Origin of the sequence: Anoxybacillus kestanbolensis, assembly GCF_001996285.1 — a bacterium.
Classification (GTDB): domain Bacteria; phylum Bacillota; class Bacilli; order Bacillales; family Anoxybacillaceae; genus Anoxybacillus; species Anoxybacillus kestanbolensis_A.
This window is the reverse complement of the sequence record NZ_MQAD01000011.1, coordinates 1-12,888: the sequence shown is the minus strand read 5'-3', so window position 1 is coordinate 12,888 and position 12,888 is coordinate 1. Positions and strand designations below refer to the sequence as shown.

Genomic DNA, 12,888 nt, shown 5'->3' with positions numbered 1-12,888 from the left:
AGGGAATATGAATGGAAGTAACAGTAATTGGAGCAGGATTAGCAGGAAGCGAAGCGGCATGGCAACTTGCCAAACGTGGCATTCGTGTCAAATTGTATGAAATGCGTCCGGTGAAACAAACTCCTGCGCATCATACCGACAAATTTGCTGAGCTTGTGTGCAGTAACTCGTTGCGTGCGAATACATTAACGAATGCAGTTGGCGTGTTAAAAGAAGAAATGCGCCGATTAGACTCTGTCATTATGAAAGCAGCGGACTCTTGTTCTGTCCCAGCCGGTGGGGCTTTAGCTGTCGATCGTCACGAATTTGCGGCGAAAGTAACAGAAATGGTTACGAATCATCCGAATGTGACTGTTGTGCGTGAGGAAGTGACGTCGATTCCAACCGGTCCGACGATTATAGCAACCGGCCCGCTAACATCGCAGTCGCTTTCAGAACAGCTTCAAGCGTTAACAGGGGAACAATATTTATACTTTTACGATGCGGCAGCACCGATTATTGAAAAAGAAAGCATTAACATGGAGAAAGTGTATGTGAAATCTCGCTATGATAAAGGGGAAGCGGCGTACATTAACTGCCCGATGACAGAAGAGCAGTTCGAGCGATTTTATGATGCGCTCATTTCTGCTGAAACAGTTCCTTTAAAAGAATTTGAAAAAGAAATTTATTTTGAAGGATGCATGCCAATTGAAGTTATGGCACGACGCGGGAAAAAGACGTTGCTGTTTGGTCCGATGAAGCCCGTCGGTTTAGAAGACCCACGTACAGGGAAACGTCCTTATGCTGTTGTACAACTTCGTCAAGACGATGCGGCAGGGACGTTATACAACATTGTCGGTTTCCAAACGCATTTAAAATGGGGGGCGCAAAAAGAAGTCATTCGTCTCATTCCGGGGCTTGAACAAGCAGAAATTGTACGATACGGTGTCATGCATCGCAATACGTTTTTGAACTCTCCAAAGTTGCTAAAGCCGACGTATCAATATAAAGAGAGAGAAGACTTATTTTTCGCAGGACAAATGACCGGTGTTGAAGGATATGTTGAGTCAGCAGCATCAGGACTTGTGGCGGGGATCAACGCCGCACATTACGTGCTCGGGAAAGAACTGATCGTATTTCCACAGGAAACAGCAATCGGCAGCATGGCGCATTACATTACGTCAGCGAACCCAAAACATTTTCAGCCGATGAATGCCAATTTCGGCTTATTTGCCCCGCTTGATGAGCCGATTAAAGATAAAAAGAAAAAAAATGAACGGTATGCAGAACGGGCGTTAGAAACAATTCAGAATTTTTTAAAAAAGTTGTGAAATTCATTGCAAGAGCTGCTAAATTATGCTACTATTTAGTAGCTCTTGTGAGGTGATCGAATGGAAAATGTGAATTTTACGTTACATTTGTTCATTGAATATTTACAAATAGAAAAAAATTATTCAGAATATACAATTGCGTGTTATAAGCATGATATTGGCGAATTTTTCGAATTTATGGAGCGCGAACAAATTAAACAATTGCAAGATGTCTCTTACAGCGACGTTCGCCTGTTTTTAACGGAGCTTCATAAGCGGAAGCAATCTAGCCGTTCGATTGCCCGAAAAATGTCGAGTTTGCGCAGTTTTTATAAATTTTTAGTGCGTGAAAAAATCGTTTTTGAAAATCCGTTTGCCCTTGCATCGCTGCCGAAAAAAGAGCAGAAAATTCCACACTTTTTGTACCAAGACGAATTAGAACAGCTGTTTGTTGTCAATGATTTGAATACAGCGATCGGTCAACGAAACCAAGCCATCATCGAGCTGTTGTACGCAACGGGTGTACGGGTAAGTGAATGTTGTAACATTCGCTTATCACATATTGATTTTTCCGTATGTACCATCTTAATTTCCGGCAAAGGAAACAAACAGCGCTATGTTCCGTTTGGTACGTATGCGAAAGAAGCGCTTGAACGATATATACAAGACGGGCGTCAGCAGCTAGCGAGCAAAGCGAAGACACCGACGGATGTACTTTTTTTAAATGCGCGTGGCGGTGCATTGACGCCAAGAGGAGTGCGTCACATTTTAAACGACATCGTCGAACGAGCGGCACTTTCTTTGAAAGTAAGCCCCCATACGTTTCGCCATACGTTTGCGACCCATTTGTTAAACGAAGGCGCTGATTTACGTTCTGTACAAGAATTGTTAGGGCATGCGCATCTTTCATCGACGCAAGTGTATACACATGTAACGAAAGATCATTTGCGCCACATTTATTTACATTCCCACCCGCGCGCATAACGAAAATAAGGAGGATGTTTATGAGCCAATTTCATGCGACGACGATTTTTGCGATTCGCCACCAAGGAAAAGGGGCGATGGCAGGTGATGGTCAAGTAACGTTCGGCAATGCTGTCGTGATGAAACATACCGCCCGGAAAATTCGTAAACTTTTTCATGGCAAAGTGTTAGCTGGCTTTGCGGGAGCGGTAGCCGATGCGTTCACGTTGTTTGAAATGTTTGAAGGGAAGTTAGAAGAATACAACGGAAATTTACAGCGCGCTGCAGTTGAGCTAGCGAAAGAATGGCGGAGCGATAAAGTGTTGCGTCGGTTAGAGGCGATGTTAATCGTCATGGACGACACCCATTTACTCCTCATTTCCGGAACGGGCGAAGTGATCGAGCCAGACGATGGCATATTAGCGATCGGTTCAGGTGGAAATTATGCGTTAGCAGCTGGTAGAGCGTTAAAAGCGTATGCAGGTGAACATTTAACAGCGAAGCAAATTGCACAAGCAGCATTAAAAGTGGCGAGCGATATTTGCGTGTACACAAACGATTGCATTATTGTCGAAGAGCTGTAGAGGGGGGAGCGGCATGTTAACGCCAAAACAAATTGTTGAAAAGCTTGATCAGTTTATCGTCGGTCAGCATGAAGCGAAAAAGGCGGTGGCGATCGCGTTAAGAAATCGTTATCGTCGCAGCTTATTAGACGAGAAGTTGCGCGATGAAGTCGTGCCGAAAAATATTTTAATGATTGGGCCGACGGGCGTAGGAAAAACAGAAATTGCACGACGGTTAGCGAAACTTGTTGGCGCTCCGTTCGTAAAAGTAGAGGCGACGAAATTTACTGAAGTCGGGTATGTCGGTCGAGATGTCGAATCGATGGTACGCGATCTCGTCGAAACGTCCGTACGCATTGTCAAAGAGAGAAAAATGAACGAAGTAAAAGATCGCGCGCAAGAGTTGGCGAATAAGCGTCTTGTTGAATTGCTCGTGCCTGGAAAAGCGAAGCAGCCGATGAAAAATCCGTTCGAACTTTTGTTTGGCGGCGCACAAGAGCAGCCGGAGACAGGAAGCGATGAGCAACACATTGTTGAAAAACGGCGACAAATCGCTTGGAAGCTCGCAAACGGAGAGTTAGAAGATGAGTTTGTGACGATTGAAGTAGAAGAACAACAACCGCTTATGTTTGACTTATTTCAAGGCGCTGGCATGGAGCAAATGGGCGTCAATATGCAAGATATGTTAAGTAGCTTTATGCCGAAAAAACGAAAAAAACGAAAATTAAAAGTGAAAGAAGCGCGCCATGTACTCGTGAACGAAGAAGCGCAAAAGCTGATCGACATGGACGAAGTGACGCAAGAAGCGATTCGGTTAGCTGAACAGTCAGGTATTATTTTTATTGATGAAATCGATAAAATTGCGCGAAAAGGACAGACTGGCTCATCGGCTGACGTTTCGCGTGAAGGGGTGCAGCGCGACATTTTGCCGATTGTGGAAGGGTCAACCGTTATGACGAAATACGGGCCAGTGAAAACGGACTATATTTTGTTTATTGCGGCCGGTGCATTCCACATGGCGAAACCATCCGATTTAATTCCGGAGCTGCAAGGGCGTTTTCCGATTCGCGTCGAGCTGACGAAGCTGATGGTAGATGATTTCGTAAAAATATTAGTAGAACCAAACAATGCGCTGTTAAAACAATATGTCGCTTTACTTGCGACAGAAGGTATACAACTTGAATTTTCTGACGATGCTATTCGTAAAATTGCGGAAGTGGCGTTTGAAGTGAATCAACAAACAGATAACATTGGCGCACGCCGCCTTCATACGATTATGGAAAAGTTGTTAGAAGATTTATTGTACGAAGCACCAGATGTGCATCTTGAAAAAATTGTTATCACCCCGCAGTATGTGGAGAAAAAACTTGGAAATATTGTGCGAAACAAAGATTTAAGTCAGTTTATTTTATAAGGAGGATGCGAGATGAATTTACTTGAAAAAACGAGAAAAATTAATGCGATGCTGCAAAATGCGGCTGGAAAACCAGTAAACTTTAAAGAAATGGCAGAGACGCTTTGCGAAGTAATCGAAGCAAACGTTTTCGTTGTTAGCCGTCGGGGCAAATTGCTCGGATTTGCGATTAAACAAACGATTGAAAACGAGCGAATGAAAAAAATGTTGGCTGACCGTCAATTCCCAGAAGAATATACAAAAAATTTATTTAACATTACAGAAACATCGCCAAACCTTGATATTGATAGTGAGTATACGGCGTTTCCAGTAGAAAATAAAGATTTATTTAAAAACGGTCTAACGACGATCGTCCCGATTATTGGTGGGGGCGAGCGCCTTGGAACGCTTATTTTATCCCGTTTAGATAAAGAATTTCACGATGATGACTTAATTTTAGCTGAATACGGTGCAACGGTTGTCGGAATGGAAATTTTGCGTGAAAAAGCGGAAGAAATTGAAGAGGAAGCGCGCAGCAAAGCGGTTGTTCAAATGGCAATTAGCTCACTTTCCTATAGTGAATTAGAAGCGATCGAACATATTTTTGAAGAATTAGATGGGACAGAAGGCTTGCTTGTGGCAAGCAAAATTGCTGACCGCGTCGGCATTACACGTTCAGTCATTGTTAATGCGCTTCGCAAACTAGAAAGTGCCGGAGTTATTGAATCTCGTTCGCTCGGGATGAAAGGAACGTACATTAAAGTATTAAACGATAAGTTTTTAACAGAACTTGAGAAATTAAAACATCATTAAAAACAAGCAGGCATCTTTCTCGCAAAGATGCCTCTTTTGTTTGTTAAAGTATGTGAAAAATAGTCCAATGTTCCCTATGTACATATTGGAAATAATTTTTTACAATAAAGGTGTCGAACGGTGTCTTTACAAGGAGGAATATGTCGTGAAATTGTTTTCACATACGTTTCAAATATTAGAACAAGGATTAAATTACTCATCATTGAAGCAAAAAGTGATCGCAAACAACATTGCGAATGTCGATACACCGAATTTTCAAGCGAAAGACGTTCAGTTTCGAAATGAATTTCATCAGGCTTTGCAAGCGTATCGTACGGATCCGCGCCATTTTGAATTTAAAGGCGGAACAAGCAAATTTCTCGTGACAATGAAAAATGATCTCGTTTACAATCATAATAAGAACAATGTCGATTTGGATAGAGAAATGTCGAATTTAGCGCAAAACCAAATTTATTACAACGCGTTAGTCGAGCGGTTGAACGGAAAGTTTAACTCTTTGAAAACGGTCATTAAGGGAGGAAAATAATATATGTTTCAAAGTTTCAATGTATCCGCCTCTGCGTTAACAGCTCAGCGGTTACGCATGGACGTCATTTCAGCCAACATGGCGAACGTCGATACGACGCGGGCGAAAATGGTCGATGGGAAATGGCAGCCATATCGTCGCAAAATGGTTGTCATGCAACCAAACGAATCGTTTTCTTCTTTTTTAAGTCAGGCCATGAACGAGCGGTCGGCAGGTGGAGTGAAAGTGACGAAAATTATTGAAGACGAAACGCCGTTCAAACTTGTGTATGACCCATCTCATCCTGATGCAGATGAAAACGGATATGTACAACTTCCAAATGTTGATCCGTTAAAAGAAATGGTCGATTTAATGAGCGCGACTCGCTCATATGAAGCGAACGTGACCGTATTGAACGCGACGAAAGGAATGTTAATGAAGGCGTTAGAAATCGGAAAGTAGGGGGGATAAACGATGATTGATCGCATTCAACGTGCAGCTTTATCACCAGCTGTGCAGCAGCAAACAATAAAGCCAGCCGAGGCGCAACGTGCGTTTTCGCAATTTTTAAAAGAGGCGATTCAAGAAGTGAACAAGCAGCAAATTCAATCAGATCAACTGACGATGAAGTTAGCAAGAGGGGAAAACGTTGATTTACATAATGTTATGATCGCTTCGCAAAAGGCAAGCGTGTCGCTTCAACTAGCGATTGAAGTGCGCAATAAAGTCGTTGAAGCGTATCAAGAAGTGATGAGAATGCAAGTATAATTGACCTCATGAGATAGCGGAGGAAGCATATGAACGAGCAATTAAAACAAGCGATAGAACGATTAAAATTGTTTTGGAGCGAGAGAACAAAACAACAAAAAATGATGGCTTTAGGTCTTGTAGGATTGTTGGTTGTTGCCGTTGCGCTTACCGCTTTTTTGGCGACGCGAACGAATTTTGTTCCTCTCTACAGCAATTTATCGCCGCAAGAAGCGGGGCAAATTAAAGCGACGCTTGACCAGCGGGGGATTAAGTCGCAAATTACGGATAACGGCACGACGATTTTAGTGCCGGAACAGCTTGTCAATACGTTAAAAGTCGAACTAGCCGCCGAAGGCATTCCCGATAGCGGAAGCATCGATTATTCGTTTTTCGGAAAAAACTCTGGTTTCGGCATGACAGATAACGAATTTAACGTATTAAAAATTGAGGCGATGCAAACCGAACTTGCCAATTTAATAAAAAGTATCGACGGGGTAGAAGACGCAAAGGTGATGATTAATCTACCCCAGCCGACGATCTTTGTTGGCGACCAACAGGAAGAGGCATCTGCATCGATCGTTTTGAAAACAAAAGCGGGATATAAATTTAATGAGCAGCAAATTAAATCATTATACCACCTTGTTTCCAAAAGCGTGCCGAACCTTCCTACTGATAATATCGTCATTATGAACCAATATTTTGAGTACTTTGATTTAAAAAATGATGGAAATTTTTCGTCTGGCAAAACGTTTGCTGAACAATATGAAGTGAAACAACAAATTGAACGCGACATTCAACGCCGCGTGCAACAAATGTTAGGAACGATGATGGGACAAGATAAAGTCGTCGTTTCTGTCACAGCCGACGTTGATTTTACACAAGAAAATCGTCAAGAAGAACTTGTTGAGCCAGTAGATAAAGAAAATGTAGAAGGCATCGCTGTTAGTGTGCAACGTATTACTGAGACGTTTTCAGGAAAAGGGGCGCAGCCGGGTGGCACAGCGGGCGTAGGGGAAAACGAGGTGCCAGGGTATGAAGGAGCAAATGGCGAGACAAACGGTGATTATGAGCGAATCGAGGAAACAATTAACAACGAGGTTAATAGAATAAAAAAGGAAATTGTTGCAAGTCCTTATAAAGTAAAAGATTTAGGTATTCAAGTAATGGTAGAACCGCCGACACCAAGCGATCCGAACTCACTTTCGGCCCAAACGGTTGACGACATTACAAAAATTTTAGGGACGATTGTGCGGACGTCAGTCGATAAAGACGTTGCAGGACAATGGACGGATGCGGATTTACAAAATCGCGTCGTCGTTTCTGTACAACCGTTTAACGGAAAGGTGCAGTTTAATGAGCAAGCTACAGCTATCCCAACGTGGGCTTACCTTGCTGGTGGCGGACTGCTCGCTTTCATCATTGCATTGCTCGTCTTTTTATGGTTGCGCAAACGGAAAAAAGAAGAAATGGACGAACTGCCATTACAAGAAGAAAAAGTGGCAGTACAAATTCCAGATGTAAACGAAGAAGTCGAAACAGAAGCAACGTTGCGCCGCAAGCAGCTTGAAAAGCTTGCAAAAGAAAAACCAGAAGAATTTGCAAAACTGTTAAGAACATGGCTTGCAGAAGAATAAGGGAGGGGATTACATGGCAAAGCGTGATCAAAAAGGTGAACTAACAGGAAAACAAAAAGCGGCCATCCTCCTCATTTCGTTAGGTCCCGACGTGTCAGCATCCGTATATAAACATTTATCTGAAGAAGAAATTGAAAAGCTAACGCTTGAAATTTCTAACGTTCGTCAAGTTGATGCCGAGAAAAAAGAAACGATTTTAGAAGAGTTTCATCAAATCGCCTTAGCTCAAGATTACATTTCACAAGGCGGAATTGCTTATGCGAAACAAGTGCTTGAAAAAGCGCTCGGTCCAGAGCAAGCGATGAACATCATTAATCGTTTAACGTCTGCGCTTCAAGTGCGCCCGTTTGATTTTGCACGGAAAGCCGATCCGGCTCAAATTTTAAACTTTTTACAAAACGAACATCCACAAACGATTGCGCTTGTATTGTCGTATTTAGAACCAACGCAAGCGGGTCAAATTTTATCGGCGCTTCCACAAGAAGTGCAAGCGGATGTCGCACGCCGCATTGCGTTGATGGATCGCACATCGCCAGAAATAATTAATGAGGTAGAACAAGTGCTTGAGCGGAAGCTGTCAACGACAGTTGTGCAAGATTACACGCAAACAGGCGGTATTGAGGCGGTTGTTGAAGTGTTGAACGGTGTCGACCGGGCTACTGAACGCACGATTTTAGATGCCCTTGAAATTCAAGATCCGGAGTTAGCGGAAGAAATTAAAAAGCGCATGTTTGTATTTGAAGATATTGTTACGCTTGATAATCGCGCTATTCAACGCGTTATTCGCGAAGTGGACAACGCCGACTTGTTGCTTGCGTTGAAAGTGTCTAGCGATGAGGTGAAGGGAGTTATATTCCGCAACATGTCTTCTCGTATGGCGGAAACGTTCAAAGAAGAAATGGAGTTTATGGGTCCTGTTCGCCTTCGCGACGTAGAAGAAGCACAATCTCGTATTGTTGCAGTCATTCGCCGTCTTGAAGAAGCGGGTGAAATTGTCGTCGCTCGTGGCGGAGGAGATGATATTATTGTCTAAAGTCATTAAAGCCCCGTTTGCCCGTACAAGTACCGAGCAACGGGCGGTCATTCAAGTGAGAAAAGTATGGTCTGACGTGCAACAAGAAGAACATGAACAACCTGCCGAAACGATGATGCAACATGCACAAATGTTAATCGAGCAAGCGGAGCAACAAGCCGCACACATTCGTCAAGAAGCGGACATGTATTACGCATCTGTCCAACAACAAATTGCGGAAGAGCGAAAGCGATGGGAAGAAGAACGAAGCGAATGGATAAACGAAGCGCGTCAAGAAGGATATGCGATCGGTTTGGAACAAGGGCGCGAAGAAGGATTTCAACAGTACATGGAGGCAATTCGTGAAGCGAAGAAGATTGCACAATCCGCCAATGAACAGTTTTATCACATGTTGCAGTCGGCCGATGAAACGATTTTACTTGTTGCATGCAAAGTAGCGGAACGAATTATCGGTGAGCGTCTTGCTGAAAACAAAGAACATTTTCTTGGCCTTGTGAAACAAGTCATTCAAGAAGTTCGTGAACATGAAGAAGTGAAAATATACGTTCATCCGGCTTATTATGACGTTGTCGTTCGTCAAAAAGAGGAGCTAAAAGCGCTATTTAGCCAAGATGTTCATTTGTTTATTTACCCGGATGAAACATTGGCGGAGACAAGTTGCGTTGTCGAGTCGCCGTTCGGTCGCATTGATGCGAGTGTCGACACACAACTGGAGCAGTTAAAACTTCAATTGCTCGAGCGAATCGAGGGGGAAAATGAATGAACTGGCAAGCACTCATCAATGAAATTGAGTTGCTCGACCCATATAAACGATTTGGCAAAGTCACACGCGTTATCGGTTTAATGATTGAAGCAAAAGGCCCGGAAAGTTCAATTGGTGATGTGTGCTACATTCATATCGGCCACAAAAAAAAGAAAAAAATTCAAGCGGAAGTCGTCGGCTTTCGTGATGAATATGTGCTTTTAATGCCGTATGCAACCGTTCAAGACATCGCCCCAGGTTGCATTGTAGAGGCAACGGGGGCTCCGCTTGAAATAAAAGTCGGTTCAGCGCTTGTCGGACGTGTTATTGACGCATTAGGAGCCCCGCTTGACGGTCAACCGCTTCCAAAAGGATTGACGGCTGTTCCAATCGATCGCCAACCGCCCAATCCAATGACGCGTCCTCCGATTTCAGAGCCAATTGAAGTCGGGGTGAAAATGATCGATAGTTTATTAACGGTCGGAAAAGGGCAACGTGTCGGTATTTTTGCTGGTTCAGGTGTTGGAAAAAGTACGCTAATGGGGATGATTGCTCGCAATACAAATGCGGATTTAAACGTTATCGCACTCATCGGTGAACGTGGACGCGAAGTGCGAGAATTTATTGAACGCGATCTTGGTCCTGAAGGATTAAAACGCTCCATTGTCGTTGTCGCTACGTCAGATCAACCAGCCTTAATGCGTATGAAGGGAGCATATGCAGCGACAGCGATTGCGGAATATTTTCGCGATCAAGGACTTAACGTTATGCTGATGATGGACTCTGTCACGCGTGTGGCGATGGCGCAACGTGAAATGGGACTGGCGATCGGAGAACCGCCGACAACGAAAGGATATACGCCGTCCGTTTTTGCGATTTTACCAAAACTACTTGAACGGACAGGAACGAATGAACATGGGACGATTACCGCTTTTTATACGGTGCTCGTTGATGGCGATGATATGAACGAGCCGATTGCTGATACCGTTCGCGGCATTTTAGATGGTCATTTCGTATTAGAACGCCAACTAGCCAATAAGGGTCAATATCCAGCAATTAACGTATTAAAAAGTGTAAGCCGCGTCATGAACTACATTGTGACGCCAGAGCATCGAAAAGTGGCAGAAAAGTTGCGTGAGTTGTTGGCGACGTATGTGCAGTCTGAAGATTTAATTCAAATCGGTGCCTATAAACGAGGATCGTCGCGAGAAATCGACGAAGCGATCCGTTATTATCCGAAAATTATTTCGTTTTTAAAACAGGATGTTCATGAATGTTATACAATAAACGAAAGTGTTCAACAGTTGTTTCAACTTATCGAACAAGGGTGAATAGGCGATGACATCATTTCAATTAACGAAAATTTTAAATTTAAAAGAGTATGAAAAACAAAAAGCGCTACACGAATATGAAGAGGCGCGCCGTCGCTTTGAAGAAGTGGCAGAAAAACTGTACCACTTTTTAAAACAAAAAGAAGACTACGAGGAACAACATAAACAACAATTACAATCAGGGTTGGCTGTTCAACATATCCGTTCGTTTCAACAATTTATGAACAATTTGCAGCGCGTCATCGACCATTACCAGCATCTTGTTATGCAAGCGCGTCAACAAATGGAGTTGAAACAACTAAAGTTAGTTGAATTGAATGTAGAGGTGAAAAAATACGAAAAAATAAAAGAAAAACATGATGAAATGATCGCGCAACAAATGCGAATTGCAGAACAAAAGCAAATGGATGATATTTCAATTCAACAATATTGTTATCGAGAAACAAGGTGAGCGTTGATGGAACAATTTGAAAAAAAAGAAGAAGAGACGAAAAAAGCGAGCAAGCTTCAATGGTTTCTTTTTGTCGTCTTCATCCCGCTTTTATTCACCATCTCCGTTGTTTTACTTATTCTAACGTTCTCTGGTATTAACGTATTTGAACAAGGGAAAAAATATGCGGGGCAGTTGCCATTTGTTTCTCAATGGATTGAAGGAACAGACGCGAACGAAAAAAAGAAACTAGAAGAGCAAATCGTTGAACTAAAAGCAGCCATTGTTGAGAAAGAAAAGGAGCTTACAAAAACGAAAGATACTATAAAAGAAAAAGATGCAGAAATTGATGCGCTTAAGCAAGAAATCGCACGTTTGCAGACGGAAAAAGAACAAGCACAACAGCCGACAACACCGTCAACAGAGCAGACAGATGCTACGCGTGTAGACGTTGTGAAAATGTATGAAACGATGTCACCAAAAAAAGCAGCGGAAATTATTCCGCAAATGTCAGATCAAGAAGCGGTTCATTTATTATCAAAGTTAAAAACAGACAAAGTGGCGGCCATTTTAGAAAAAATGGATGCCGCAAACGCCGCGAAATATACGAGCTTGCTTGCGAAAAAAGCGGACAATTGAAAGGAGGTGAGCAGATGAATATCGCACCGATTTCCTTCATGACGTCATCTAGCGGACAACATGGACAAATGAAAACGAGCGATGACAACGCATTTGCTTATATTATTGAATCGTTGCGCCAAGAGACGAAACCGTTACAGCAATCCGTTCAGTCATCCGAAAAGGTACGAACTGTCGATTGGGAGCAGCTGCAACAATGGTTTGTGCAACTTCCTGTTCATGACGGGTATGCAGATAAACAAACGTTATGTAACGATGTCGTTCAAGCGTTCCTTTCCCTTTTGCCAGAAGACATGAAAAATGATATCACGGAACGATTTTCATCTGAGCAACCGCTTGAAGCGATGTTTGCGCCAACGGATGATCGCAATGAAAAAGACGAGCTCATGCTTGTCGTTGCATTATTCCAACTGGAGCAAAAGCAATGGGCGATTCCGGAGCCGATCATTGAATATGTGCGCGCAACACTTCGTCACGTATTTGGGGCACATAGTGAGCAAACCGCCACCATTCAGGCGATGTTGCAAAACGTCGTTAATAACCAACTTATGTTGTTGAACAATGCGCAAAAAATGGTTGAATGGCCGCTCCAGCAACAACAATCGTGGCTACCTGTCCACAAACAGTTAGTTCCTATACAACAAATCGTTCGCACATTTGATCTGTTGCACGCTCAACAGGCCGTCCAATCAAACATGCCGCTAGAGACACAAACAAGCGAGACTCCGCTTGCGTCGCAAATGGAGCGAATCGTTCGGATGCCAAGCGTGCTACATGCAGTACAGCAGTCGGCTGAAAAAAAT

Annotated in this window: 14 protein-coding genes and 1 pseudogene; all 15 read left to right on the top strand. The window is 43.1% G+C overall.

What is annotated here, in order from left to right; genetic code table 11:
• Window positions 1–11: 11 nt before the first annotated feature.
• Complete coding sequence (gene trmFO / locus BO219_RS08395) at window positions 12–1,310, top strand: FADH(2)-oxidizing methylenetetrahydrofolate--tRNA-(uracil(54)-C(5))-methyltransferase TrmFO (protein ID WP_077429202.1); 1,299 nt, start codon at window positions 12–14, stop codon at window positions 1,308–1,310.
• A gap of 60 nt (window positions 1,311–1,370) precedes the next feature.
• Window positions 1,371–2,273, top strand: a complete 903-nt coding sequence (gene xerC / locus BO219_RS08390) for a tyrosine recombinase XerC (RefSeq protein ID WP_077429201.1) — start codon at window positions 1,371–1,373, stop codon at window positions 2,271–2,273.
• Window positions 2,274–2,287: 14 nt separating this feature from the next.
• Window positions 2,288–2,836, top strand: coding sequence for an ATP-dependent protease subunit HslV (gene hslV / locus BO219_RS08385; RefSeq protein WP_275531840.1), 549 nt, complete (start codon window positions 2,288–2,290; stop codon window positions 2,834–2,836).
• Window positions 2,837–2,849: 13 nt separating this feature from the next.
• A complete protein-coding gene (gene hslU, locus BO219_RS08380) occupies window positions 2,850–4,229 on the top strand; it encodes an HslU--HslV peptidase ATPase subunit (protein ID WP_077429199.1) in 1,380 nt (459 codons plus the stop codon).
• Between the two features lie 12 nt (window positions 4,230–4,241).
• Window positions 4,242–5,021: a GTP-sensing pleiotropic transcriptional regulator CodY gene (gene codY, locus BO219_RS08375; RefSeq protein WP_077429198.1), complete on the top strand. Its 780-nt coding sequence runs from the start codon at window positions 4,242–4,244 to the stop codon at window positions 5,019–5,021.
• A gap of 145 nt (window positions 5,022–5,166) precedes the next feature.
• A complete protein-coding gene (flgB, locus tag BO219_RS08370) occupies window positions 5,167–5,547 on the top strand; it encodes a flagellar basal body rod protein FlgB (RefSeq protein WP_077429197.1) in 381 nt (126 codons plus the stop codon).
• Between the two features lie 3 nt (window positions 5,548–5,550).
• The gene (gene flgC / locus BO219_RS08365; RefSeq protein WP_077429196.1) at window positions 5,551–5,988 is read left to right on the top strand and encodes a flagellar basal body rod protein FlgC; all 438 of its coding nucleotides are present in this window, start codon (window positions 5,551–5,553) and stop codon (window positions 5,986–5,988) included.
• 12 nt (window positions 5,989–6,000) lie between these two features.
• Window positions 6,001–6,294 carry a flagellar hook-basal body complex protein FliE gene (gene fliE / locus BO219_RS08360; RefSeq protein WP_077429195.1) on the top strand — a complete coding sequence of 98 codons (294 nt, stop codon included), beginning with the start codon at window positions 6,001–6,003 and terminating at the stop codon, window positions 6,292–6,294.
• A 29-nt stretch (window positions 6,295–6,323) separates the two neighbouring features.
• The gene (gene fliF, locus BO219_RS08355; RefSeq protein ID WP_077429194.1) at window positions 6,324–7,910 is read left to right on the top strand and encodes a flagellar basal-body MS-ring/collar protein FliF; all 1,587 of its coding nucleotides are present in this window, start codon (window positions 6,324–6,326) and stop codon (window positions 7,908–7,910) included.
• 13 nt (window positions 7,911–7,923) lie between these two features.
• On the top strand, window positions 7,924–8,943 hold the full coding sequence (gene fliG / locus BO219_RS08350) for a flagellar motor switch protein FliG (RefSeq protein ID WP_077429193.1): 1,020 nt from the start codon (window positions 7,924–7,926) through the stop codon (window positions 8,941–8,943).
• The gene (fliH, locus tag BO219_RS08345) at window positions 8,927–9,706 is read left to right on the top strand and encodes a flagellar assembly protein FliH (protein ID WP_077429192.1); all 780 of its coding nucleotides are present in this window, start codon (window positions 8,927–8,929) and stop codon (window positions 9,704–9,706) included. The genes fliG and fliH overlap by 17 nt, the downstream gene beginning before the upstream one ends.
• A complete protein-coding gene (gene fliI, locus BO219_RS08340; protein WP_077429191.1) occupies window positions 9,703–11,016 on the top strand; it encodes a flagellar protein export ATPase FliI in 1,314 nt (437 codons plus the stop codon). Before fliH ends, fliI begins: the two co-directional genes overlap by 4 nt.
• Window positions 11,017–11,023: 7 nt before the next feature.
• Window positions 11,024–11,467, top strand: coding sequence for a flagellar export protein FliJ (fliJ, locus tag BO219_RS08335; RefSeq protein WP_077429190.1), 444 nt, complete (start codon window positions 11,024–11,026; stop codon window positions 11,465–11,467).
• Window positions 11,468–11,473: 6 nt separating this feature from the next.
• Window positions 11,474–12,085 carry a MotE family protein gene (locus tag BO219_RS08330; RefSeq protein WP_077429189.1) on the top strand — a complete coding sequence of 204 codons (612 nt, stop codon included), beginning with the start codon at window positions 11,474–11,476 and terminating at the stop codon, window positions 12,083–12,085.
• Between the two features lie 14 nt (window positions 12,086–12,099).
• Window positions 12,100–12,888, top strand: a pseudogene (locus BO219_RS08325) (flagellar hook-length control protein FliK); the annotation flags it as partial.